Annotated in this window: 25 protein-coding genes; 8 read left to right on the top strand and 17 right to left on the bottom strand. The window is 63.4% G+C overall.

What is annotated here, in order from left to right; genetic code table 11:
- Nucleotides 1-13 precede the first annotated feature (13 nt).
- From HMPREF1546_RS10365 to HMPREF1546_RS10350, 4 genes are all read left to right on the top strand, one after another.
- A complete protein-coding gene (locus tag HMPREF1546_RS10365) occupies nt 14-688 on the top strand; it encodes a response regulator transcription factor (protein ID WP_021749042.1) in 675 nt (224 codons plus the stop codon).
- Between the two features lie 4 nt (nt 689-692).
- Nucleotides 693-1676, top strand: coding sequence for a sensor histidine kinase (locus HMPREF1546_RS10360; RefSeq protein WP_021749041.1), 984 nt, complete (start codon nt 693-695; stop codon nt 1674-1676).
- A gap of 113 nt (nt 1677-1789) precedes the next feature.
- Nucleotides 1790-2557, top strand: a complete 768-nt coding sequence (locus HMPREF1546_RS10355) for an ABC transporter ATP-binding protein (RefSeq protein WP_021749040.1) — start codon at nt 1790-1792, stop codon at nt 2555-2557.
- On the top strand, nt 2550-4526 hold the full coding sequence (locus HMPREF1546_RS10350) for an FtsX-like permease family protein (RefSeq protein ID WP_021749039.1): 1977 nt from the start codon (nt 2550-2552) through the stop codon (nt 4524-4526). The genes HMPREF1546_RS10355 and HMPREF1546_RS10350 overlap by 8 nt, the downstream gene beginning before the upstream one ends.
- 101 nt (nt 4527-4627) lie before the next feature.
- Here the strand turns inward: HMPREF1546_RS10350 and HMPREF1546_RS10345 are convergent, their stop codons facing one another.
- From HMPREF1546_RS10345 to HMPREF1546_RS10330, 4 genes are all read right to left on the bottom strand, one after another.
- Nucleotides 4628-5395 (bottom strand): hypothetical protein, encoded by a 768-nt coding sequence (locus HMPREF1546_RS10345; protein ID WP_021749038.1) that lies wholly within the window; start codon nt 5393-5395, stop codon nt 4628-4630.
- Nucleotides 5392-6246: an ATP-binding cassette domain-containing protein gene (locus HMPREF1546_RS10340; protein WP_021749037.1), complete on the bottom strand. Its 855-nt coding sequence runs from the start codon at nt 6244-6246 to the stop codon at nt 5392-5394. The genes HMPREF1546_RS10345 and HMPREF1546_RS10340 overlap by 4 nt, the downstream gene beginning before the upstream one ends.
- Complete coding sequence (locus tag HMPREF1546_RS10335; protein ID WP_021749036.1) at nt 6236-6607, bottom strand: GntR family transcriptional regulator; 372 nt, start codon at nt 6605-6607, stop codon at nt 6236-6238. Before HMPREF1546_RS10335 ends, HMPREF1546_RS10340 begins: the two co-directional genes overlap by 11 nt.
- A 184-nt stretch (nt 6608-6791) precedes the next feature.
- The gene (locus HMPREF1546_RS10330; RefSeq protein ID WP_021749034.1) at nt 6792-7430 is read right to left on the bottom strand and encodes a CatA-like O-acetyltransferase; all 639 of its coding nucleotides are present in this window, start codon (nt 7428-7430) and stop codon (nt 6792-6794) included.
- A 467-nt stretch (nt 7431-7897) separates the two neighbouring features.
- Between HMPREF1546_RS10330 and HMPREF1546_RS10325 the strand changes: the two genes are divergently transcribed.
- The 3 genes from HMPREF1546_RS10325 (at nt 7898) to HMPREF1546_RS10315 (ending at nt 11086) form a co-directional block, all read left to right on the top strand.
- A complete protein-coding gene (locus HMPREF1546_RS10325; protein WP_036630142.1) occupies nt 7898-9184 on the top strand; it encodes an O-acetylhomoserine aminocarboxypropyltransferase/cysteine synthase family protein in 1287 nt (428 codons plus the stop codon).
- A gap of 1 nt (nt 9185) precedes the next feature.
- Entirely contained in the window at nt 9186-10124 is a 939-nt protein-coding gene (gene metA, locus HMPREF1546_RS10320; RefSeq protein ID WP_021749032.1) for a homoserine O-succinyltransferase, read from the top strand.
- 143 nt (nt 10125-10267) lie between these two features.
- Complete coding sequence (locus tag HMPREF1546_RS10315; RefSeq protein ID WP_021749031.1) at nt 10268-11086, top strand: MerR family transcriptional regulator; 819 nt, start codon at nt 10268-10270, stop codon at nt 11084-11086.
- 37 nt (nt 11087-11123) lie between these two features.
- On the opposite strand, the gene HMPREF1546_RS10310 is transcribed toward HMPREF1546_RS10315, so the two are convergent.
- From HMPREF1546_RS10310 to era, 12 genes are all read right to left on the bottom strand, one after another.
- Nucleotides 11124-11432, bottom strand: coding sequence for a DUF6442 family protein (locus HMPREF1546_RS10310; protein ID WP_021749030.1), 309 nt, complete (start codon nt 11430-11432; stop codon nt 11124-11126).
- Between the two features lie 122 nt (nt 11433-11554).
- Complete coding sequence (locus HMPREF1546_RS10305) at nt 11555-11764, bottom strand: helix-turn-helix transcriptional regulator (protein ID WP_021749029.1); 210 nt, start codon at nt 11762-11764, stop codon at nt 11555-11557.
- A gap of 5 nt (nt 11765-11769) precedes the next feature.
- The gene (locus tag HMPREF1546_RS10300) at nt 11770-12078 is read right to left on the bottom strand and encodes a DUF6442 family protein (protein ID WP_021749028.1); all 309 of its coding nucleotides are present in this window, start codon (nt 12076-12078) and stop codon (nt 11770-11772) included.
- A 13-nt stretch (nt 12079-12091) separates the two neighbouring features.
- On the bottom strand, nt 12092-12403 hold the full coding sequence (locus HMPREF1546_RS10295; RefSeq protein ID WP_036630141.1) for a DUF6442 family protein: 312 nt from the start codon (nt 12401-12403) through the stop codon (nt 12092-12094).
- A gap of 317 nt (nt 12404-12720) precedes the next feature.
- Entirely contained in the window at nt 12721-13494 is a 774-nt protein-coding gene (gene udp / locus HMPREF1546_RS10290; RefSeq protein ID WP_021749026.1) for a uridine phosphorylase, read from the bottom strand.
- A gap of 56 nt (nt 13495-13550) precedes the next feature.
- Nucleotides 13551-14057, bottom strand: a complete 507-nt coding sequence (locus tag HMPREF1546_RS10285; RefSeq protein WP_021749025.1) for a GNAT family N-acetyltransferase — start codon at nt 14055-14057, stop codon at nt 13551-13553.
- A gap of 158 nt (nt 14058-14215) precedes the next feature.
- Nucleotides 14216-16609: an endonuclease MutS2 gene (locus HMPREF1546_RS10280; protein ID WP_021749024.1), complete on the bottom strand. Its 2394-nt coding sequence runs from the start codon at nt 16607-16609 to the stop codon at nt 14216-14218.
- On the bottom strand, nt 16606-17088 hold the full coding sequence (locus tag HMPREF1546_RS10275; RefSeq protein ID WP_021749023.1) for a hypothetical protein: 483 nt from the start codon (nt 17086-17088) through the stop codon (nt 16606-16608). Before HMPREF1546_RS10275 ends, HMPREF1546_RS10280 begins: the two co-directional genes overlap by 4 nt.
- A 48-nt stretch (nt 17089-17136) precedes the next feature.
- Complete coding sequence (gene recO, locus HMPREF1546_RS10270) at nt 17137-17913, bottom strand: DNA repair protein RecO (RefSeq protein ID WP_021749022.1); 777 nt, start codon at nt 17911-17913, stop codon at nt 17137-17139.
- A gap of 214 nt (nt 17914-18127) precedes the next feature.
- Nucleotides 18128-18724, bottom strand: coding sequence for a hypothetical protein (locus HMPREF1546_RS10265; RefSeq protein ID WP_021749021.1), 597 nt, complete (start codon nt 18722-18724; stop codon nt 18128-18130).
- A complete protein-coding gene (locus HMPREF1546_RS10260; RefSeq protein WP_021749020.1) occupies nt 18709-19224 on the bottom strand; it encodes an NAD(P)H-dependent oxidoreductase in 516 nt (171 codons plus the stop codon). The genes HMPREF1546_RS10265 and HMPREF1546_RS10260 overlap by 16 nt, the downstream gene beginning before the upstream one ends.
- Before the next feature lie 55 nt (nt 19225-19279).
- A complete protein-coding gene (era, locus tag HMPREF1546_RS10255; RefSeq protein WP_021749019.1) occupies nt 19280-20179 on the bottom strand; it encodes a GTPase Era in 900 nt (299 codons plus the stop codon).
- A gap of 218 nt (nt 20180-20397) precedes the next feature.
- Here era and HMPREF1546_RS10250 point away from each other — a divergent pair, with 218 nt between their 5' ends.
- Nucleotides 20398-21222, top strand: coding sequence for a TSUP family transporter (locus HMPREF1546_RS10250; protein ID WP_021749017.1), 825 nt, complete (start codon nt 20398-20400; stop codon nt 21220-21222).
- A 259-nt stretch (nt 21223-21481) separates the two neighbouring features.
- Here the strand turns inward: HMPREF1546_RS10250 and uvrA are convergent, their stop codons facing one another.
- Complete coding sequence (gene uvrA / locus HMPREF1546_RS10245) at nt 21482-24310, bottom strand: excinuclease ABC subunit UvrA (RefSeq protein WP_021749016.1); 2829 nt, start codon at nt 24308-24310, stop codon at nt 21482-21484.
- Between the last annotated feature and the right edge of the window lie 321 nt (nt 24311-24631).

Below are 24631 nucleotides of genomic sequence, written 5' to 3'. Positions count from 1 at the left end.
AGAGGAGGGGCTCATGTACCGCATTTTCATCGTGGAGGACGACGCGGCCATCGCCGGGGTCATCCGCCGCCATCTGGAGGGCTGGGGCTACACCGTCCGCTGCGCGGAGCGGTTCGACGACGTCTTGTCGGAGTTCGCCGCCTTCGACCCCCATCTGGTGCTGCTGGACATCTCCCTCCCCTTCTTCAACGGCTACCACTGGTGCCAGGAGATCCGCCGGGTCTCCAAGGCGCCCATCTTATTTCTCACCTCCGCCTCGGACAATGTGAACGTGGTGATGGCCATGCAGCTGGGCGGGGATGACCTGCTGGCAAAGCCCTTTGATTTACAGGTGCTCTCCGCCAAGGTCCAGGCCCTGCTGCGGCGGGCCTATGACTTCGGCCCGTCTTCCCACCTGCTCTCCTGCGGCGCCGCGGTGCTGAACGTGTCTGATGGGACGCTGGATGCCCACGGGCAGCGGGTGGAGCTGACGAGGAACGAGTGCCGGATTCTGCAGCTCCTGCTGGAGCACAAGGGGGAGATCGTCAGCCGGGACGCATTGATGACCCGGCTGTGGGAGTCCGACAGCTTTGTGGATGAGAACACCCTGACGGTGAACATCGCCCGGCTGCGGCGGAAGCTGGAGGCGGCGGGCCTCCCGGATTTCATCCGCACCCGGAAGGGCGCCGGATATCTGGTGGAGGGGTGACGGAATGCTGACAGCCTATCTCAAGCGCCAGTGGAAGCTGCTGTTGCTGCTGGCCGGGGCGGTGGCGGTGTTTGCCGCCGTGTTCGCCCTGTACAGCCTGCCGGTGGAGGCGGTTGCCTATGCAGGCCTTCTCTGCCTAATGCTGGGGCTGGTCCTGTTTGCCCTGGGGTACTCCGCCTTTCTCCGGCGGCACCGGGAGCTGGAAGGGCTTTTACGAAAGGTCCATGAGTCGGTGCTGCCCCTGCCGCCGCCCCGGGGCGTACTGGAGGCGGACTATCAGGCCCTGCTGAGGGCGGTCTGCGCCGACCGGGTGCGTCTGGCGGCGGAGAACCGGGACCGGCTGGAGGACATGACGGATTACTACACCCTCTGGGCCCACCAGATTAAAACCCCCATCGCCGCGGCCCGGCTGCTCTTGCAGGAGGATCCCGGCGCTGTGGGCACGGAGGTGGAAGTGGAGCTCCTGAAGATCGAGCAGTATGTGGACATGGTGCTGGGCTACCTGCGGCTGGACAGCGAGAGCACGGACTATGTCCTCCGGGACACGGACCTGGACGGCCTGCTGCGGCAGGCGGTGCGGAAGTTCGCCCGGATGTTCATTCTGAAAAAGATCACCCTGGACTTTCGGGAGACCGGGCGGACGGTGCTGACGGACGGGAAGTGGCTCTCCTTCGTGGTGGAGCAGGTACTGTCCAACGCCCTGAAATACACCCCCGCCGGGGGCCGCATCCGGATCTACGGGGACGGAGAGACGCTGGTCATCGCCGACAGCGGCATCGGTATCCGGCCGGAGGACCTGCCCCGGGTGTTCGAGAAGGGCTTCACCGGCTACAACGGCCGGGAGGACAAGAAATCCACCGGCATCGGGCTGTACCTGTGCCGCCGGGTGATGGACCGGCTGAACCACGGGATCTCCATCGTCTCCCGCCCCGGGCAGGGGACGCTGGTGCGGCTGGACCTCTCCCGGGGCCGACGGGTGGTGGAGTGACCCAATGTGACGAAACTGTAAGGAATCGGGCCGGACTGTAAGCCAAATCCATGGCAGACAGTCCGGCCCTTTGGCTACAATAGAGGCATGATCCGATACGAGGAGGAATCTTGATGCCATTGTTGGAAGTACAGCATGTACAGAAAATCTACACCACCCGCTTCGGCGGCACGCAGGTCCAGGCCCTGTCCAACGTCAGCTTCTCCGTGGAGGAGGGGGAGTACGTGGCCATCATGGGGGAATCCGGCTCCGGCAAGACCACCCTGCTGAACATACTGGCGGCCCTGGACCGCCCCACCGCCGGGGAGGTTTTACTGGAGGGCAGGCCCCTCTCTGCCATCCGGGAGCGGGATCTGGCGGCCTTCCGCCGGTCCCACCTGGGGTTCGTGTTCCAGGACTTCAACCTGTTGGACACCTTCTCCCTTCAGGACAACATCTATCTGCCCCTGGTGCTGGCGGGCACAGACTACCGGGAGATGCAGCAAAAGCTCCGCCCCATCGCAGATCAGCTGGGCATCTCGGACATCTTGGCGAAATACCCCTATGAGGTCTCCGGCGGCCAGAAGCAGCGGGCTGCTGTGGCCCGGGCCCTCATCACGGACCCCCAGTTGATCCTGGCAGACGAACCCACCGGCGCTCTGGACTCCCGGTCCTCCGATGCCCTGCTGGAGCTGTTTGGAGAACTGAACGGCACCGGGCAGACCATTTTGATGGTCACCCACTCGGTAAAGGCGGCCAGCCACGCTGGACGGGTGTTGTTCCTCCGGGACGGACAGGTGTACCACCAGCTCTACCGGGGCGGCGAGAGCCAGGAGGCCCAGTTCCGCCGGATCTCCGACACCCTGACGGTCCTGGCGGGAGGCGGTGAGCCCCATGCGTAAGTCCGGCTTCTTTCCCCGCCTGGCCCTGGTGAATCTGATGCGCAACGGCCGGTTCTATGGGCCGTATCTGCTCTCCTGCGGCATGACGGCCGCCATGTACTACATTCTCTCCTACCTGACCTTCAGCGACATTGTGGCCTCCGTCCGGGGGGCCGGATATCTCCAAAGCCTGATGTACCTGGGCCGGCTGGTGGTGACGCTGTTCTCCGCGGTTCTACTGCTGTACGCCAACAGCTTTGTGATGAAGCGCCGCCGGCGGGAGCTGGGGCTGTACAACATCCTGGGTCTGGAGAAGCGCCACACCGCCCGCCTGATGGTGTGGGAGACGCTCTACTGCGCCGCCGCGGCCATTGTGGGCGGGCTCGCGGCAGGGGTGCTGTTGAGCAAACTGGTGCTGCTGCTCCTATTGCAGCTGTCCCACCTGCCGGTGGAGTATGGCTTTGAGATCAGCCTTTCCGGCATGGCCGATACCGCCGCTCTCTTCGGCTTCCTCTTCCTGCTGACGCTGGTGTGGAACCTGTTCGGGCTGCTCCGGTCCCGTCCTGTGGAACTGCTCCACAGCGCCAGTGCCGGGGAGCGGGAGCCCCGGACCCGCCGCCTGCTGGTGGTGCTGGGGGCCGTCACTCTGGGGGCTGGCTATGCCACCGCTCTGACGGTAGAGGACCCCTTTACCGCCCTGGCCTATTTCTTCCTGGCGGTGGCGCTGGTGATGGTCGGCACCTACTGCCTGTTCACCGCCGGGTCCATCGCCCTGCTGAAGCACCTGCGGAACAGCCCCCGGTACTACTACCAGCCCAAGCACTTCACCGCCGTGGCGGGGCTGCTGTACCGGATGAAGCAGAACGCCGTGGGCCTGGCCAACATCTGCATCCTCTCCACCATGGTGCTGGTGACGGTATCCACCACCGTCAGCCTGTACGCCGGGCTGGAGGGAGCTTTGGAGCGGATGTATCCCTATGATGTGGACGTGGTCCAGTCCCTGGACGAAGTGCCGCCGGAACAGGAGACAACACTGAACGAGGACACCCTGGAACGGGTCCAGGCCGCAGCAGCAGACGCGGGCCGGAAGGTGGAACTGCTCCAGTGGTCCACTCCGGGGGACACCGTCGGCTATTACACAGGAAACACCTTCACCCTTGTGGCGCAGGAGGGCGTCAGCACCGAAATCCGGTTGCTCACCGCCGATGACTACGGCCGCCTCACCGGCCATACCGTGGACCTGGAGCCGGAAGAGGTGCTGGTCCAGGCAGAGAATCTGGACCTGCCGGATACCTTCTATATCGAAGACCTCCCTTTTCACATCGCTGGGACCATCATGGACTTTCCCCGATACAACAGCTCCATCCTGATCTCCGGCCAGACGGCGCAGCTTTTCCTGGTGGTGGCGGATGAGACCGTAGTCTCCGCCATCAGCGACCGGGATGCCAGCAGAGTCCACCGGGAATTTCGTGTCCAGGTGGACCTGGACGGCACGGAAGAGGAAAAGCTGGCCTTTGTGGACCCCCTGCTGGCGGCGGACGCCAATGACGTGTACTCCGTCATCAGCCATCAGGACAACGCTGTGGACCTGTACACCATGTACGGCGGCTTCCTGTTCCTGGGCGTGTTTCTGGGGCTGCTGTTCCTGCTGTCCACGGTGCTCATCATCTACTACAAGCAGATTTCCGAGGGATATGAGGACCAGCGCCGCTATCAGATCATGCAGCAGGTGGGCATGAGTCCCCGGGAGGTCCGCTCCTCCATCCGCAGTCAGGTGCTGCTGGTGTTCTTCCTGCCCCTGGTGACGGCGGGCATCCATGTGGCGGCAGCCTTCCCCATGCTGTGCAAACTGCTGGAGCTGTTCAACCTCTTTGACGTCCGTCTGTTCGCCCTCTGCGCCGCCGGGACGCTGCTGGTGTTCTGCGCCATCTACGCCTTGGTCTACGGCCTTACCACCCGCACGTACAGCCGCATCGTGGGCGGACAATAGGACACATGGAGCGCCCCCGGAGATATCAGATATAAGATAAAGGATAAGAGATGCCCTTGTTTGGGAAGATCTCTTATCCTTTATCTTTTCACTTTTATCTGTTACTTTGCAGGCCGGATCATGGCCCGGCGCAGCAGCAGCCAGCTGAGGGCGAAGAACGCCGCCCCCATGGCCAGCAGCACCGCCGCCGCGTTCCAGGGGGATGCGGCCAGGAACTGTCCGAAAGCCGCCAGGGCCTCCACCGCCGCCCGCCCGGCGGAGGTGGTGCCCAGCCAGCTAATCAGCGGCACACTGCCGAAGATCAGCACCAGCGGCACGGTCACGGAAATCAGGATGGTCCAGAACTTGTTCAGCCGCCAGTACAGGGCGGAGCAGAACTGCCCCAGGGCCGCCAGCATCCAGCCCACCGCGGCGGAGAAGATCGCGCCCCGCACCAGGCCACCGATCCCGGCACCGGCGGAGGGTCCTTCATAGATCACCTGGTACAGATCTGTAATCAGCAGCCGGCCCTGGCCGCCCAAGACTGTTTGATAGGCGCCCATAATCACCGTGACACCCGCTGCCACCAGCACCGCCGCCACCGCCAGGGCGGCCACGTCCGCCAGGAAGGCGGACCGACGGGACACGCCGTTCTGGTTCAGCACCCGCTGATTCTCCCGCAGGCCCACCATGCCCAACACAAGGCCGAACATCCCCACGGCAATGGAATAGCCGTTGAAGCTGCCCTCCATAGCCGTCTCTCCGGCCAGGAAATAGGTGATTGCCAGCATCGCCGCCGGGATCAGCGCCATGACCAGCCACAGGATCGCCACTGCCCGGAAATAATTCCGGACCTCATACCGGAAGGCCCGGCCGAATCGCGTGTTCATCTCTGATCCTCCTCTTCCATCAGGCTGATAAAATACTCCTGGAGCCCCACGCGCCGCCGCTCCAGCCCGGCGGGCAGGTCCTCTGTCCCCCCGCCCCGGATGCAGACGGTCTTGAGTCCGCCCAGCACAGAGGATGTAAACACGTCCCGCCCGGCGGCCCAGCTGTCCACCACCCCGGCAGGGCCGGACACCGCCCAGCAGGCGGCGGTCAGCTCTTCCGTGGGCGCGTCCTGCAGGATGCGTCCCTTCCGGATGATGACCGTGTGCTCGATGAGGTCCGCCACCTCCGCGATCAGGTGGGTGGAGACCACCATGGTGCAGGGGTGCTCCGCGTATTTCTGCACCAGCAGCTTGTAGAACAGGTCCCGGTGCTGGGCGTCCAGACCCAGAACAGGCTCGTCAAACAGCACATAGGGGGTGTTGACGCTGAGACCCAAAATCAGACGGAAGATGGACCCGTAGCCGGTGGAGAGGCCGTTGATCTTCTTGTTCAACGGCAGTTCGAACTGCTTTGCCAGGCTCTCCGCATAGCTCCGGTCGAAGTCCGGGTAAAACACGGCCGCCGTGTCCAGGGCCCGCTTCACCTTCATGTCGTCGGGATACAGGTTCTTCTCCCCCACCAGGAACAGCTTGCCCAGCGCCGCGTCGCTGCCCGCGGGAGCGCCGTCCACGGCGACGGTGCCGCTGTCCGGGCACAGCCGCCCGGTGAGGATGTTCAGCAGCGTGGACTTGCCAGCGCCGTTGTTGCCCAGCAGCCCGTAGATCTTCCCCTCCTCAAAGGTCAAAGACACATCCTCCAGGGCGCGGGTGTCCGCAAACCGCTTGGAGATGTGCTGAAACTCAATGGCCATCTTCTTTCATTCCCCTTTCCAGAAGTTCCAGCAACTCCTGATCCGTCAGGCCCAGATTCCGGGCCTCCCGCACCATCCGCTGGACATAGTCCTGATAAAACCGCTCCCGCCGGCTCTGGCGGAGCTTCTCCCGGGCGCCGGAGGCCACGAACATCCCCACGCCCCGCTTCTTGTACAGCAGCCCCGCGTCCACCAGCAGGTTGATCCCCTTCAGGGCGGTGGCGGGATTGATCCGGTACTGCACCGAATACTCCGTGATGGACGGCACCTGGCTCTCCTCTGGGTAGGCCCCGGAGAGGATCGCCTCCTCCAGCTGCTCCGCGATCTGCTGGAAGATGGGCCGGTCTTCCGTCAACGTCAAGGCGGTTCCCCCTTTCCTGCCGGTTTGTTATCTGGTTAATTAGTCTAGTAACTAACCATGTGGCTAATATAGCATGAGCCGCACCTCTTGTCAATAGGGCTGGCAGAATTTTTTGGGGCCGCGGCTTTCAAAATAGAAGACCGCCCGCAGGGACAAGCATCCCCACGGGCGGTCTCTTTCTCCTTCAATCCGGAAACAGTTTGGCGGCGGTTTCCTCCAGCTCTTTGAAAAAACCGCTGATGTGGCCGCCGTCGTTGACGGCGTGGGCAAACTCCCCGCCCACCGGCAGCACCATCCGGTCCCCTGCCGGGTGGACCTTCCCCAGCAGGATGAAGGGCGTGAAGTCCGGCTTAGGGTCCCCGCCGAAGCTGAAGGCGGAGAAGGCCAGCCCCGGCACAGCGGAGATGCCGCAGAGGTTCGGGGGAAGCGTCTCGTCGCAGAGCAGCCGGCCGCAGGTCTCCGCCCGGGCATAGTCCGCCTGAAAGTCCTGGCGGAACACATCATAGTCCGGCATAAAGCGGGTGACCTTCATGGCGAACAGGTCCGGGGCGTCCCGCCGGGGCACGGTGTAATAGGGGTGCAGCACATCCCAGATCCCGATCCGCCCTGCCTCGTCCCGGCCGTAGCGGAAATGCACATGCCGGTTCAGCACGGCGGCCGCGCACCAGATCAGGGCCGGATACAGCTTTTCGCCCCGGGCCTTCGTGTGCCGATACAGCGGTGTGATATCCACCTCCGCCGTCAGATAGATGGCGGTCTGGCGGAAAACCTCCAGATACTCCCGGCGCTCCCAGGTCTGCTCGTCGATGGGCGTAAAGGCCATGGCGCTCCTCCCTCTCCGGCGTCCTCCGCCGGCCGTTTGGGCCATCGTACCACAGGCCGGGCCAAAAGTCCACTGCCGCCGCGGTCCATGCGAGGCGAAAATCCGCAGTTGACAAACTTGCCGCGGCGTGGCTATAATATGTTCCAAAGCAATGATGGAGAGGGACGGAGACCGGCGCCCTCAGAGAGCCGGCGGGCGGTGGAAGCCGGCGGCAAGGGTCTCCAGGTCCTATGGCTCCTGAGCCGAGGGTTCGAGGGCGGCGCGCCGCCGGTAGGGCCTCTCCGAGGACTGCCGCGTCAGGGCAGAGGGGTTGCTGGACCCCAAAAGGGGCGTCGGGCCGTGAGGACGGCGCAATTTGAGTGGTACCGCGGAAGCCTGACGGCTTTCGTCTCAAAGTTTTTCTTTGGGACGAAAGCCGTTTTTTCGTCTCCAAAGTCATCTTCATCCAGTCGAAAGGAGCACACACCATGAGCGATTACCGCATCGAAACGAAATGTGTCCAGGGGGGCTACACCCCCGGCAACGGAGAGCCCCGGCAGATCCCCATCGTCCAGTCCACCACGTTCAAATACGCCACCAGCGAGGACATGGGTAAGCTCTTTGACCTGGAGGCCAACGGCTACTTCTACACCCGCCTCCAGAACCCCACCAACGACTATGTGGCCGCCAAGATCTGCGAGCTGGAGGGCGGCACCGCCGCTATGCTCACCTCTTCCGGCCAAGCGGCCAACTTCTTCGCGTTGTTCAACATCTGCTCCTGCGGGGACCACATCGTCTCCTCGTCCTCCATCTACGGCGGTACCTTCAATCTGATCTCCGTCACCATGGCGAAAATGGGTATCGAGGTCACCTTCGTCTCCCCGGACTGCACCGACGAGGAGCTGGAAGCCGCCTTCCGGCCCAACACCAAGGCGGTGTTCGGCGAGACCATCGCCAACCCGGCCCTGACGGTGCTGGACATCGAGAAGTTCGCCAAGGCTGCCCACGCCCACGGCGTGCCGCTGATCGTGGACAACACCTTCGCCACTCCGGTGAACTGCCGGCCCTTTGAATGGGGCGCCGACATCGTCACCCACTCCACCACCAAGTACATGGACGGCCACGGCGCGGCGGTAGGCGGCGCCATCGTGGACTCCGGCAAGTTCGACTGGATGGCCCATGCGGACAAGTTCCCCGGCCTCTGCACCCCGGACGACAGCTACCACGGCATCACCTACGCGGAGGAGTTCGGCAGGGAGGGCGCCTTCATCACCAAGTGCACCGCCCAGCTGATGCGGGACTTCGGCGCCATCCAGTCCCCCCAGAACGCCTTCTATCTGAACCTGGGGCTGGAGAGCCTCCATGTGCGCATGGCCCGCCACTGTGAGAACGGCCAGGCGGTGGCGGAGTTCCTGGCGGCACATCCCAAGGTGGCCTCCGTCAGCTACTGCGGCCTGCCAGGGGACAAGTACCATGCCTTGGCAGAGAAGTACCTGCCCCACGGCTCCTGCGGTGTGGTGTCCTTTGAGCTGAAGGGCGGCCGGGAGGCAGCGGGCACCTTTATGAAGCATCTGAAGCTGGCCGCCATCGAGACCCATGTGGCGGACGCCCGGACCTGCTGTCTGAACCCCGCCAGCTCCACCCACCGGCAGATGACCGACAAGCAGCTTGCCGCCGCCGGCATTCCCGCGGGCCTGGTGCGGATGAGCTGCGGCCTGGAGAGCAAGCAGGATCTGATCGGCGACATCGCCCAGGCGCTGGACCAGGTGAAGTGAGATGCCCATCAAAATCCCCAACCAGCTGCCCGCCACCTCCGTTCTGACGTCGGAGAACATCTTTGTCATGACGGAGACCCGGGCCATCACCCAGGATATCCGCCCCCTGCAGATCCTGCTGCTGAACCTGATGCCCACCAAGATCGAGACCGAGACCCAGCTGGCCCGGGTGTTGGGCAACACCCCCATCCAGATCGAGCTGGAGTTGATCGCCCCCAGCGGCCACGTGTCCAGGAACACCTCCCAGGCCCACATGCTGGCCTTCTACAAATCCTTTGACGAGGTGCGGGACCGGACCTTTGACGGCCTGGTCATCACCGGCGCGCCGGTGGAGAACCTTCCCTTTGAGGAGGTGGACTACTGGCCGGAGCTGTGCGAGATTATGGAGTGGTCCAAGACGCACGTCCACTCCACCCTTCACATCTGCTGGGGCGCTCAGGCGGGGCTGTACTACCACTACGGCATCCCCAAGCGGCAGCTGTCGGAGAAACTCTTCGGCGTGTTCCGCCACACGGTGGAGGATCCCAACTTCATCCTCTTTCGTGGCTTTGACGACGAGTTCTGGGTGCCCCACTCCCGGCACACCACAGTGCTGCGGGAGGACATCGAGGCAGTCCCGGAGCTGAAGATACTTGCCTCCTCCCCGGAGGCCGGGGTCTACGCCGTCAAGACCGACCAGGGCCGGCAGATCTTCCTCATGGGCCATGCGGAGTATGACCGGGACACCCTGCGGAATGAGTACATACGGGACCTGACCGCCGGAGCGGACATCCGGGTCCCCAAGAACTACTTCCCCGGCGATGACCCCAGCCGCAAGCCTGCGGTGACCTGGCGCTCCTGCGCCCACCTGCTGTACTCCAACTGGCTGAATTACTTCGTCTACCAAACCTCCCCCTACAATATCCGGGATATTGAACGGGGCATCCGCACCGACGACTGAGCCCACCGCCGTTCCGGCCGCTTTTGCGGCCGGAACGTTTTTTCTCTCATCGCGACTTTGAAAAAATTCTCTTGACTCTCACACAGTGGCAGGGCATACCATAGCAGTGAGCTCAAGAAAACGCATATATGCGGAGGGATCCTATGTTCAAAATCGGAGAATTTTCAAAGCTGTCCAGAATCAGCATCCGGATGCTGCGCCACTACGACGAGATCGGCCTGCTGGTGCCGGAGGAGACCGATCCCTGGACCGGCTACCGCCGGTACGCGGCGGCCCAGCTGATGACCGCCAACCGGATCACCGCCCTGCGGGGCCTGGGGTTCTCCCTGGCAGAGACGGCCGCGCTGCTGGCCTGCTGGGAGGACCGGACCGCCATGGAGACGCGCCTGCTGGCCCAGCGGGCAGCGGTGGAGGCCTCCATTCAGGAGGCATTGGACCGGCTGCGGCTTCTGGACACAACCATCGAACGGCTGAGAAAGGATGAAAAACAGATGAACTACGATGTCACCATCAAGACCCTGCCGGAGCGGCAGGTAGCCAGCGTCCGCCAGATCCTTCCCTGCTACGACCGGGAGGGAGACCTGTGGCACATCTTTGTGAGGGAGACCGCCCTTCTCCACATCCAGGACGGCGACCCGGCCCTGTGCATCAGCGTCTACCACGACGGGGAGTACAAAGAGGCAGATGTGGATGTGGAGATCCAAAAGACGGTGAAGGGCACATACCCTGACACCGAGCACGTCAAATTCAAAACCATCCCGCCGGTGACAGTGGCCTCCGCCACCTTCCAGGGCCCCTACCGCCAGATCGGCGAGGTGAATCAGGCGGTGGCATCCTGGGTAGAGGACAACGGCTATGCCTTTGACGGACTGTTCTTCAACATCTACCACGTCAGTCCCCACGAGACCCGGAACCCAGAAGAATTTGTCACCGAGGTCTGCTACCCGGTGCGGAAGCGGTAAGCAAGCAGGCGGCGCTTTCCAGCGCCGCCTGTCTTTTTTACAGCGTGTGCCACAGATACCATCCCAGGCATCCCAGGCACAGAGCGCCGGTAAAAATGCCCATGCCCAGAGCGGACCGGTCCCGGTCAGTCCGGTACCGGGCAAAGGCCCCCACGGAGCAAAACACGAACAGCATCGCCGCCACGTCTCCAAATACCTGCCCGGTAAACGCCTGGTAGATCATCAACAGCAGCGCCAGGACACACATGGCGTAAAAGCCCGCGTCGTCTCCCCGGCGGTTGACCTCCTCCCGGCCCTCGTCCACGCCCTCTTGGCGGTATCTTTGCAGAATTTTCTCCTTCTCCACAGAGATCTCTCCTCTCTCCGGAACGACCGGCCGTCAGTTAGGGATGCGGAAGGATTGTGCTCCGCCGCAGGCAGGATGAATTGCCCCGGTCAGCGCCGCTGGACACCCAAACTCCTAATTTCTCACTCAAAATAGAACAGTTCCTCGAACTTCTTGTCCAAGGCGATGCAGAGAATCAGCGCCAGCTTGGCGGTGGGATTGAACTGCCCCGTCTCAATGGAGCTGATGGTGTTGCGGGACACGCCCACCAGCTCCGCCAGCTGGGTCTGGGACAGCCCCTTCTCCGCCCGGGCCACCTTCAGCCGGTTTTTCAGGATCAGCTGATCGTCCATGGCGCTCACCCCAGCAGGAACACGGCCAGGTTGCCCGCGAACACCAGGCCGCAGGCCGCCGCCAGCAACGCCAAGCCCCGCCGCCGGGTCCTCCAATACAAATGCAGCTCTGCGCCCGCCAGATACAGAAACACGATGGCCGTGTAGTCATAGGCATCCTGCCCGTTCACCAGCCGTATAATGGCGAGAATGACACACAGCAGTACCATCAGGATCCCGCCGATACCGAAGGACAGCCCCAGTACCTGCTGCTCCCGCTCGTCCATTCCAATCGCCCCCGCCTGAGCCTTTTTCAAAATCTCATCCCGGTCCATGCGCTACCTCCTCTCAGGCCATTTGAAAGAATTTTACCAGATTCCAGATCAAAAACGCAAGAGAGATCAGCAGCGTCACGATGTCGGAGGTATTCCGCCGCCGGGCCAGCCGGTAGACCCGGTTGGCCACGCAGGCCGTCCAGAACATGGTCAGCACATCCTCATGCGGCAGCCCATGGACCCGCTTCCAGGTCAGCAGAATCAGGCCCATCAAAAACACGAAGAGCAGGCTGAAGGACTCCCCCTCCATGCGGATGGTCCGCTCCCGTTCGTCACCCTTCCGGTTCTCCCGCCGGCTCTTCTCCAGAATTTCCTGTTTTTCCATAGCGTTCTCCCTTTTCTTTCTTTGCCAAGCCATAGGGCCTGCCTCTCATCCCAGTACGCCCCGTACATAAACGGCCAGATTCAACAACGCGGCTCCCGCCAGCAGCAGACTCAGGATCAGAACCAGTCGCCAGCCGCCCGGCTGTGCCGCCGGATCTCCTCCCAATCCATGCCAAAGCCATTTTGCATAGTTTACTTTTTATTTTACCAAGTTTTCTTTACAAGCAGAGCATACCATATACCAAGTAAACTTGTCAATGGGGAATCAAAAAAGATGCCCGGAAATTTCCGGGCATCTTTTTTCAAAAACGCAGCCAATTACCGGCCCGCCTTGCGGTCCTCCTCAATCAGCAGCTTCAGGGCCTCCACAGACACCTTCACGGAGGAGGATGTGTCCTCACTCATCTTCTGGTCCAGGCCGGCGGCCTCCCGTTCCTGGTTCCACACCACATGGAAGCAGGAGCCGCACCGGCAGCCCAGAGCCGCCGCCACCACGAACAGGGCGGCGGACTCCATCTCACTGGCCTTGACGCCCAGCCGCTTCCAGGATTCCCACTTCTGCTGCAGCTCGTAGTACACGGGCGAGGCAGCGGGGTCGTGCTGGCCGTAAAAGCTGTCCTTGCACTGGACGATGCCGGTGTGCAGGGGGAAGCCCAGCTTCTTGGTGGCCTCCACCAGGGCGTTTGTCACCTGGAAGTCCGCCACCGCCGGGAACTCAATGGGGGCGTACTCCCGGCTGGTGTGCTCATACCGGATGGCGCCGGTGGCCACCACCACGTCGCCGGACTGGACGTTCAGATCGATACCGCCGCAGGTGCCGGTGCGGATGAACGTGTCGGCACCGCATTTGTGGAGCTCCTCCATAGCGATGGAAGCGGAGGGACCGCCGATGCCGGTGGAGCAGGCGGTGACCTTCTCCCCCAGCAGGGTGCCGGTCCAGACGTTGAACTCCCGGTTATACGCGATCTGCTTGGCGTCGTCAAACAGGGCGGCGATGGCCGGGACCCGGCCCGGGTCACCGGGCAGGATGCAGTAGCGGCCGATATCCCCCTGAGCACAGGCAATGTGGAACTGCTTTGCAAGCTCTTGCATAAAATCACCTCATTGTGCAATTTCCAGAATGTGTGTTTTAGTGTGACTCCAGTATATCAAATCTCATCGGTTTCCGCAACCGGAGATTCCGGTTCTGCCAGCCTCTGCAATGCCGGTCCGGTAAGGCGGTAAACGGTCCAGTCCTCCATGGTCTCCGCCCCCAGGGACTTGTAGAAGCCGATGCTGGGGGTGTTCCAGTCCAGGCACCACCACTCCAGGCGGCCGCAGTCCCGCTCCGCGGCGATGGCCGCCAGCCGCCGGAAGAAAGCCTTGCCATATCCCTTTCCCCGGTGCTCCGGCCGGACATACAGGTCCTCCAGATACAGGCCCGCCCGACCCAGGAAGGTGGAGAAGTTTTGAAAAAACAGGGCGAAGCCCACCTCTGTCCCGTCCTCCAGGGCAAAGAGGACCTCGGCTCGGCGCTTTTCAAACAGCTGGTCCCGGAGGGTGGCCTCATCGGCCACCACCTGGTCCAGCAGGTGCTCGTAGTCGGCCAGCTCCCGGATGAATTGCAGGATCAGGAGCGTGTCGGTCTCCTGTGCAAATCGAAAGGTCAGTGCCATGTCAACCCCCTCATTTCAGTGTTGCCGGGCTCGCCGCCCCCATGGGGAGCACCCCACAGGAATCCCGCATTTAATTGGGGCGGTCAGGCAGAGCCCTCACACTCCAAGGTCCCGCCGCGCAGGACGCCTGATGCCGCACCGCGGCGACAGGCTCCGGCTCACTTCAGCGTCACCACGGTGACGCCGCTCTCTCCCTCGCCGTAGACGCCCAGGCGGAAGCTCTTCACAGCCTTATTCCGGCGGAGGATGTCGTGGACGGCCTTCCGCAAGGCCCCGGTGCCCTTGCCGTGGATGATGGTTACGGTCTCCAGTTTGCCCATGACGGCGGCGGAAATGAAGTTTTCCACCACGCTCTCCGCCTCCAGTGTCTCCATCCCTCGGATGTCCAGTTCCCGGGCGGCAGAAGCCCGCAGGGCGCGGTCGGCGTTCTGGCGAATGGTGACAGAGGGCGTCTTCTTCCTGGCGGCCCGCTCGTCATCCTCGATAAGACGCACTTCGTCTACCTTGGCTTTCATCTTCAAAATACCGGCTTTCAGCTGCAAGGTGCCGTCCTTGCCCACGGACACTACCTCCGCCGGCGTTTTGACACCGGGGATCTCCACCAGATCCCCCGCCCGGATGGGGCGGCTGGGCTTGGGGATGGGCTCCTGCCGGGCGTCGCGGCGGGACACGGCCTCCTCCGCCTCGTTCAGCGTGCGGCGGAGGGCCGCACGGGCCTCATTTTCGTTCAGCATCCGTTCGGCCTTGGCCTGGGCCTTCCGCATCTCGCTGAGCTCCTGGAACACCTGGTCCGCCGCCGTCCGGGCGTCCCGGAGGATGCGCTTGGCCTCCGCCTCGCCCCGGCTCCGGGCGTTGTCCTTGGCCCGCTCCATCTGCTCCCGGAACTCCCGGGCGCGCCTGGCGTCCTCTTCCCGCTGGCGCAGCAGGCGGTCCGCCTCCTGCTCCCGCTTCTCCAGGGCCTGGCGCTTCTCCTCCAGCTGGGTCAGGATGTCCTCGAACCGGACGCTCTCGCCGCTCATCTGCCCCTGGGCGGCGGCAATGACGTCCTCCGGCAGCCCCAGCCGCCGGGAGATGGCAAAGGCGTTGGATTTGCCGGGAATGCCGATCAGCAGCCGGTAGGTGGGCGCCAGCGTCTCCACGTCGAACTCGCAGGAGGCGTTCTCCACCCCTGCCGTAGTCATGGCGAAGGTCTTCAGCTCCGCATAGTGGGTGGTGGCGGCCACCTTGGCCCCCAGCCGCCGCACGTGCTGGATGACGGCGATGGCCAGGGCCGCGCCCTCCACCGGGTCCGTGCCGGCCCCCAGCTCGTCAAACAGCACCAGGCTGTGCCGATCCGCCTCTTTTAAAATCTCCACGATGTTCACCATGTGGGCAGAGAAGGTAGACAGGCTCTGCTCGATGCTCTGCTCGTCGCCGATGTCCGCCAGCACCCGCTCATAGACGGACACGGCGCTCCGGTCCGCCGCCGGGATGTGGAGGCCGCACTGGGTCATCAGCGTCAGCAGGCCCAGGGTCTTGAGGGTCACGGTCTTGCCGCCGGTGTTGGGACCGGTGATGACCAAGGTGTCAAAGGTGTCCCCCAGCTCGATGTCGATGGGCACCGCCGTCTTGGGGTCCAGCAGGGGGTGGCGGGCCTTGCGCAGATGGATAGCGCCGTCCCGGCGGACCTCCGGCCGCACGGCGTTCATCTTGTAGCTCAGCTGGCCCCGGGCGAAGATCAGGTCCAGGTGGACCAGGGTGTCGTAGTCCCACTGGATGTCCTCCCGGTGGGCGGCAGCCTCGGCGGAGAACTCCGCCAGGATGCGGTCGATCTCCTTCTGCTCCTTGGCCTGCAGCTCAATATACTCGTTGTTAGCCTGGACCACCCCCATAGGCTCCACGAACAGCGTGGCTCCGGTGGAGGAGATGTCGTGGACCAGTCCCGGCAGGTCGCCCTTGTGCTCCGCCTTCACCGGCACCACGAAGCGGCCGTCCCGCTGGGTGATGATGGTCTCCTGCAAAATTTTCCCATAGCTGGGGGAGGAGATGATCTTTTGAAGGATCTGGCGGCTCTTGGCCTGGGCCGCCCGCATGTGGCGGCGGATGTCCGCCAGCTCCGTGCTGGCGGCGTCGGCGATGGTGTCCTCGTCCGGGATGGCCCGCTTGATCTTCTCCTCCAGAAAGCGGTTGCCGTGGAGGGAGAGGAACAGGTGGTCGATGGCGGTTTTCTCCGCCGCCTCGTCGTTGAAGTACTCCTTGGCCCGGCGGGCGGCGGTCAGCAGATCCGCGATGGTCAGCAGCTCCCGAGTGTTCAGGGCGCCGCCCCGGTCCGCCCGGTCCAGGGCCTCCGCCACCGGCTTCACGCCGGAAAACGACGGACTGCCCCGCAGGCCGATGAGATTTCGGGCCGCGTCCGTCTGGTCCAGCAGGCGCAGCACCTCCTCCGGCTCCGTCTCCGGCCGGAGGCGCAGGGCCCGCTGCTTGGCCTCGGCGCTGACAGCCTGCTCGCTCAGCAGCTCCAGCACCCGGGGCAGCTCCAGGGTGCGGATGGATTTGTCAAATAGGTCACTCATGGTTCGGTTCTCCTGTCAAGGGTTTTCACTTCATCGTCCCTGTCGTCAGCTGCTTCATCTGCCGGTTCCTCCAGCACCCAGGGCAGGGTCATGGAAAGCCAGCACTGGAAGCAGGGCTCCGGGAAGTTCCGGAGGAACGGTCCCATATCTGTGGCGAACCCGGCGGTGACGCCGGGGGCAACGGGCAGCTCTCCCTCCCCCGCTTCCAGCAGGCGGCCTGCAATGTGCCACATGGGCATATACCACCGCCCGCCCTGGCGGGGACCATACTCGCCAATATCTCCGGGCCTGCGGAGGTTAAGCCCCAGGGGTTCCAGAAACGCTGCTGCTTCTGGCGGCAGGACCCCAACTGCGGCAGCATAGTTTCGGCAGTAGGCGCAGCCGCAGCCCCCGGTAGCGTTACCGTAACGGCCATACCAGGCCCGGGTGGCCTCCACGTCCACCTCCAGCCGGTAGGAGCCGAGGACAAATTCTGTCATATTCCGCTCCGTTTCGTATAAATCAGCAAAAGAAATACAAAATGTATCTTATTTCGACAACTCTTCCGGCGGCTGGAGGCTCTTGTAAAATTCCAGCGTCCGGAATCCCCGCTCCAGCTGGGCGGCCACGAAAGCCTCCGCCGCCGCGGAGAGTCGCTCCAGCGCCGGGCCTGTCAGCCGGAACGAGTAGAGCCGCTTGGGGTCCCCGTACACGATATGCCGCAGGGCCGCCAGGGAATCCGGGCACAGGGGCATGGAGAGGGCGCTCTCCTTCGCGCCGCAGCTCCGGCACCGCAGGATGCCCTGTACCACGTCCAGCAGGGGCTGCTCCGGGTCCGGCCGGCCGCAGTAGGCGCAGCTGTCCGCCAAAGGTTCATATCCCGCCAAGCACAGCAGTTTGATCTCAAAGGCGGGCTTCACCAGCGCCGGCGGCTTCTGTAAAGCGGAGAGGGCGTACAGCCCGTTCAGCAGATGGGGCAGCAGTGCCCCGGCAGGGACCTCCGGCGCCGTGACGGTCTCTGTCAGCTCCGCGAAGTAGCAGCCCAGGGCCAGCGCCTCCAGATTCGTCCGCAGGCCGTTGAACAGCTCCGCCGTGGCTCCTTCATTGGCGTAGTACCACTCGCCCTTCTGATAGAGGGTCCACTCCGAATAGACCATCTGCTGGGCGCAGGCGGCGTACTTGCAGCTCTTCCGCCGGACGCCCCGGGCGATGACGGAGATCTTGCCCCGGTCCGCTGTCAGCAGCGTCAGGATCTTATCCGCCTCTTTCGTCTCCGTCTCCCGCAGGACCACGCCCTTTGTCACGATGTAGGCCCGCTCGGCCAACGCGCTCCCTCCTTATGTACGGAGAGCGTCCGCCCTCCGTTCTATGCGCTGATCCCGCCGCCGGACTCCTGGTCCAGAGCGGCCTGATACAGCAGGTACACCAGCGGTTCGCCGGTGAGGCAGAAGCACTCCCAAAGCCTTTGTGTGTCCATTCCGCAGACCTCCTCCCAGGAGTAGTCTGCGAATGTTGTCGGATTTTTATGGCTGGAAATCTCTAGCCTCCCTCGATCTCCATGGTCCGCATCTCTCCGGCGGTGATGTTGTTTTTCGCGCCGTAATCAGTCCAGTACCGGCCGGAGGCCCAGACGAACATCCGCCTGTTCAGCGGCATCCGCACCGACAGCACCTCGCTCCGTCCCGCCCGCATACCAGCGGCCAGGCGGCGCAGGCCCCGCCGCACCAGAAAGGAAAAAGGCGTATTCAAGATCGCCTCTCCCGAGCCGATCTGCAGCGCCATCCCCCAGGGAAATCCATATCGTTTGCAGAAAAAGCGCACCATCTCTACCGCAGGCCGGGTCTGCTCCGGCTCCAGAAAGCCGCAGTTCACCAGTACGTGGATCCTGGGGCGGGCCGTTCCCCTCCATACTGCGAGTTCCTTCAGGGTCCTCATCAGCACCGCCGGTATGCCGTCTGCGTACAGGGGGAACACCAGCAGCAGATCCGTACAGTCCTCTGGGGAGAGCGGTCCACCCCTCAGCGCGGTATACTGGTCCGCCGTCTCTCCCCAACACGGAAGAAACTGTTCGATATACCTCCGGGAGTTGGAACGGGGCGCCCGGGGACTCCCATTGACGATCAGGAGCTTTCCCATGCGCGTACCTCCTCCCTAATGGCCCCGGCCAGCTCCTCTTCCCGAAGGAAGCGGACACTCCAGCTCCGAAACAGCATATTATGGGCGTTGCGGGCCGCCAGCAGACGGAAGAGCGCCTGCTCCTCGTCTCCGGTATCTCCATAGGCCAGAATCACCGCGTCTTTCTCCGCCACCGCCCGCTGTATATGGTGCGTCTCTCCGTGGTGTATCCGAATAAACGCCTGCTGGATGGGAATGGCCCGCTCCAGCATGGTCTTCATCGGTACGTCATAGGACCCGCAGAAGAGACGGCTGACATAGATCACATGGTCGCTGTGGGCAATCAGGGGATATACGCCTACAGCGTCGTCCCGGATCACGCACCGCCCCGGCGTTCTGACCCAGCAGCTGAAGCAGCCCATACAGTCCGCGATTTTCAGCTGGCTCAGGTCCACATAGTGCCAGTCCTCCCGGACCGGCAGTCCGGTTGGCAGTGCCGTGTCGCTCAATACCAGTCTCATATTCTCACTCCCCGCACGGCAGCCTGCGGAATACCGGAGACCGCACGCTTCCTCCTTATTCGTCCCGGTAGCCGAAAGACCGCACGTAATTCACGTTGTCCCGCCAGTTCTCCTTGACCTTCACCCAGGTCTCCAGATACACCTTGGTGCCCATGAACTTCTCCATATCCTGCCGGGCCAGGGAACTGATCTTTTTCAGCATGGCCCCCTGCTTGCCGATAATGATCCCCTTGTGGCTGGCCTTCTCACAGTAGATGGTGGCGTCCACGTCGATGACGCCGCTGTCCCGCTCAGAGAACTTCGTGATCTCCACCGCCGTGCCGTGGGGGATCTCCTTGTCCAGGCACAGCAGCAGCTTCTCCCGCAGGATTTCCCCCATCACCTGCCGCTCCGGCTGGTCCGTCGTCATCCCGTCCGGGAACAGCTGAGGGCCTTCCTGGGCATACTTCCGCAGTTCCTTCATCAGATCCTTCAGGCCGCTGCCGGTGTGGGCGGAGATGGGGATGATCGCATCAAAGCCGTCCCATGCCTGGTTGTAAGCGGCGATCACCGGCAGCAGCTCCGCCGGTTCCACAGTGTCAATCTTGTTGACGCAGAGGATGCAGGGGATCTCCTCCTCCCGGATCCGGTCGATGAGTGCCTGCTCCGGGCCGCCCACATGGGGGATGGGCTCCACCAGCAGCAGGGCGCAGTCCACGTCGGAGAGGCTGGAGGTGACGACCTTCACCATGTAGTCCCCCAGGGCGGACTTGGGCTTGTGGAGGCCGGGCGTGTCCAGCAGGATATACTGGGTGTCCTCCCGGTTCACCACGCCGTAGATGCGGTTCCGAGTGGTCTGTGCCTTGTTGGAGACGATGGCCACCTTTTCCCCCACCAGGGCGTTGGTCAGGCTGGACTTGCCCACGTTGGGCCGTCCGCACACGGTAATCATGGCGACGTTTTTGATGTTTGACATAGGTGATCCTCAACTTTCTTTGAGCATTTTCGCGGGCGATCCCGCCCCGCCTGTTTCACAGTATCACACGCCCGCCGGAAAAACAACCGTTCCGGCGGCATTTCTTCGGGGAGATGCGGGAATTTCAGCAAAATTGCGGCGCTTCCGCTCTTGCCAGGGGCCTATGGAGCTGGTATACTGATAGAGATTTTGTCGAATTTACTCCGGGAGGTGCATATATGTCAGCCTCGGTCCTCACTCTCTTCACGGAAACCACGCTGGACGGCTTCCCCCTGTGGGTGGTCCTTCTGATCTGCGGCGGCGTCTTTCTGGCCGGCTTTATGGACGCCATCGCCGGGGGCGGCGGCATTATCTCCGTCCCTGTATACCTGATGGCCTTCTCCGGCCTGCCCACCCACTTTGTTTTGGGCACCAATAAGCTCTCCTCCTGCATCGGCACCGCGTTTTCCACCGCCCGCTTCATCCACCAGGGGTACGTTCACTGGCGGCTGTTCCTGCCTGCCGCCGGGCTGGCGGTGGCAGGCTCCGTCTGCGGGACCCAGCTGCAGCTTCACACGCCGGATGTGGTGCTGAAGTATCTGCTGCTGGCGGTGCTGCCGGTGGTGGCCTTCTTCACCCTGCGGACCAAAATGTGGCCGGAGGAGCCGGCCCCCATCCCGCCCCGGCGGCAGGCGGCCATCGTCTGGGCCGCCGCGCTGCTCATCGGGACGTATGACGGCTACTACGGCCCCGGCACCGGCACCTTTCTGATGCTGGTGTTCATCCACTTGGGCAAGATGGACACCCGCCACGCGGCCGGCGGGGTAAAGGTCATCAACCTGGCCTCCAACATCGGCGGTGTGTGCTCCGCCCTGATGGCGGGGACCGTCGTTCTGGGTGTGGGGCTGGCGGCCGCTCTGGCCTCCATCCTGGGACACTATCTGGGCGCCGGCCTGGCCATCAGGAACGGCAGCAAAATCGTCCGGCCTGCGGTGGTGGTCGTGCTGCTCCTGCTGCTGGTGAAGGTGATCTCGGAGCTGCTGTTTCCGAACTTCTGGAATTGACGCCCCATAGACAAGGGCCTCCGCATACAGCGGAGGCCCTTTTTGCGCGGTCTTACCGCTCCAGCAGCTTTTTCAGGTACCGGCCCGTGAAGCTCGACCGGCAGGCGGCCACCTCCTCCGGCGTGCCTGTGCGCGTCCTCGCCTGCTCCGGATCCCGCGCCCCGGCCTTCGGCTTGCTCCCTCCGCGGCCCGTCCTTTCCCCACCGGACCCGCTTCGCTGGGCTCCGGCGGGGGCTCCAAGGGGATCGTCTGCCCCAGCTTACTTTTCCAGCACCTTTTTCAGATACTGACCTGTGAAGCTCGACCGGCAGGCAGCCACTTCCTCCGGCGTGCCCGTGCAGACGATGGTGCCGCCGCCGTCTCCCCCCTCGGGACCCAGGTCGATCAGGTGGTCGGCACATTTGATAACGTCCAGATTGTGCTCGATGACCACCACGGTGTTGCCGCTGTCCACCAGCCGCTGGAGCACCTCCAGGAGCTTGCGCACATCGTCGGTGTGGAGGCCGGTGGTGGGCTCGTCCAGGATATAGATGGTCTTGCCGGTGGCGATTTTGCTGAGCTCCGTGGCCAGCTTCACCCGCTGGGCCTCACCGCCGGAGAGCTCCGTGGAGGGCTGGCCCAGCTTCACATACCCCAGGCCCACGTCGCACAGGGTCTGGAGCTTGTTGCGGATTCTGGGCAGAGGTGCGAAGAACTCCACCGCCTCATCCACGGTCATCTCCAGCACATCGGCAATGTTCTTGCCCTTGTAGCGGACCTCCAGGGTCTCCCGGTTGTACCGCCTGCCCTTGCACACCTCGCAGGGCACAAAGATGTCCGGCAGGAAGTGCATCTCGATCTTCAGCACACCGTCGCCGGAGCAGGCCTCGCACCGGCCGCCCCGGACGTTGAAGCTGAACCGCCCCGGGCCGTAGCCCCGGCTCTTGGCCTCCTGAGTGGAGGCGAACAGGTCCCGGATGTCATTGAAGAGGCCGGTGTAGGTGGCGGGGTTGGACCGGGGTGTCCGGCCGATGGGGCTCTGGTCGATGTCCACCACCTTGTCCAGATACTCGATTCCCTCGATCCGGTCGCACCTGCCGGGGTGGACCTTCATCCGGTTCAGCTCCACGCCCAGCTTCTTGAACAGGATCTCATTCACCAAGGAGCTCTTGCCGCTGCCGGACACGCCGGTAACCACGGTAAAGGTCCCCAGGGGGAACTCCACGTCGATGTGCCGCAGGTTGTTCTCCGCCGCGCCGATGACCTTCAGGCTCTTGCCGTTGCCCGGCCGCCGGGTCTCCGGCACGGGGATCCTCTTCTTGCCGGAGAGATACTGACCCGTCAGGCTGTTGGGGTTGGCCATGACCTCCTCCGGTGTACCGGCGGCCACCACCTCGCCGCCGTGGATGCCGGCGCCGGGACCGATGTCGATCAGGTAGTCCGCCGCCCGCATGGTGTCCTCGTCGTGCTCCACCACCAGCAGGGTGTTGCCCAGGTCCCGCAGGTTCTGCAGCGTCGCCAGCAACTTGTCGTTGTCCCGCTGGTGCAGACCGATGGAGGGCTCGTCCAGGATATACAGCACCCCCATCAGGCTGGAGCCGATCTGGGTGGCCAGGCGGATCCGCTGGCTCTCGCCGCCGGAGAGGGTCCCCGCGCTGCGGCTGAGGGTCAGATAGCCCAGGCCCACGGACTGGAGGAACCCCAGCCGGGACTTGATCTCCTTCAGGATCCGGTCTGCGATCAGGTGCTGCTGGTGCGTCAGCTCCAGCCGGTCCACCCATTGGAGCTCGTCCACCACGGACATCCGGGTCAGGGCGTCGATGTCCTTGTCCCCCACGGTCACCGCCAGGGACTCCTTCTTCAGCCGCTTTCCCTTACAGGTGGGACAGGGGCACTCGGCCATCAGCTCCTCCAGCTCCCGCTTGCTGGCATCGGACTGGGTCTCCTTGTAGCGGCGCTCCACGTTGTTGCAGATGCCCTCAAAGGGCTGATACAGCACGCCCTTGCCCCGGGGCTGGTCGTAGTGGAGCTCCAGCTTCTCCCCGCCGGTGCCGTAGAGGATGATGCTCCGCACGTCCTCCGGCAGGGTCTCCCAGGGGTCGGTGAGGGAGAAGTGGTATTTCTTCGCCAGGGCGTCGAAGTACATCCGGGAGATGCCGTCCCCCCGGATGTTGTTCCAGCCGCTGGCCTGGATGGCCCCCTCCAGGATGGAGAGGGACTTGTCCGGCACGATCAGTTCCGGATCCACCTTCAGCTGGCTGCCCAGACCCGTACAGGTGGGACAGGCACCGAAGGGGTTGTTGAAGGAGAACATCCGGGGCGTCAGCTCCTCGATGGAGATGCCGCAGTCCTCGCAGGCATAATTCTGGGAGAATGTCAGATCCCGCTCCTCCCGCAGGAGGTTGACGACCACCAGCCCGCCGGTGAGGCCGGAGGCGGTCTCCACGCTGTCCGTCAGCCGCTGCTGGATATCCGGACGGATGATGAGCCGGTCCACCACAATCTCGATGGTGTGCTTCTTGTTCTTCTCCAGCTTGATCTCCTCGTCCAGCTCGTACAGATTCCCGTCCACCCGGGCCCGGACGTAGCCGGACCGCTTGGCGTCCTCAAAGATCTTGGCGTGCTCACCCTTCTTGCCCCGGATGACGGGGGCCATCACCTGGATGCGGGTGCCCTCCGGCAGAGAGAGGACCTGATCGATGATCTGGTCAATGGTCTGCTGGCGAATCTCCTTGCCGCACTTGGGGCAGTGGGGGGTGCCCACCCGGGCCCACAGCAGGCGGAGGTAGTCGTAGATCTCCGTCACCGTGCCCACGGTGGACCGGGGGTTCTTGCTGGTGGTCTTCTGGTCAATGGAGATGGCGGGGCTGAGACCCTCGATATAGTCCACATCGGGCTTGTCCATCTGGCCCAGGAACATCCGGGCATAGGAGCTGAGGGACTCCACATACCTTCTCTGGCCCTCGGCGTAGATGGTGTCGAAGGCCAGGGAGGACTTGCCGGAGCCGGAGAGGCCCGTCATGACCACCAGCTTGTCCCGGGGGATGGTGACGTCGATATTCTTCAGATTGTTGGCGCGGGCGCCTTTGACGATGATCTTGTCCTGCATAATGTGTATGATTGACTCCTTTCAGGAGAGGTTTCTCTTTTCAGTGCCGGAAATGCCTCCGGCGGAGGTGTAGAGGCGCTTTTCAACCGCCCGGGGAGACTGGCTCCCGCCAGGGGGCCGTTTCCACGGGGGATGCGCCCCCCATTCTCTTTTTGTCAGCGCCAAAAAGAGAACGCGCCGCGCCCGGTGTAAGAGAAAAAACGCTTTTGGTCGCAACTTTGCACGTCCGTGCAAAGTTGCTGTACGGGAGTTGACGAGAGATGGTGCCTGCGGGTTTGCGATGACCTCCCGACGGGCGCGGCGGGGTGCGGTACAGGCTTG

The sequence above is a fragment of the Oscillibacter sp. KLE 1745 genome (assembly GCF_000469445.2).
Lineage (GTDB): Bacteria > Bacillota > Clostridia > Oscillospirales > Oscillospiraceae > Oscillibacter > Oscillibacter welbionis.
This window is presented reverse-complemented; position numbering and strand designations above follow the sequence as displayed.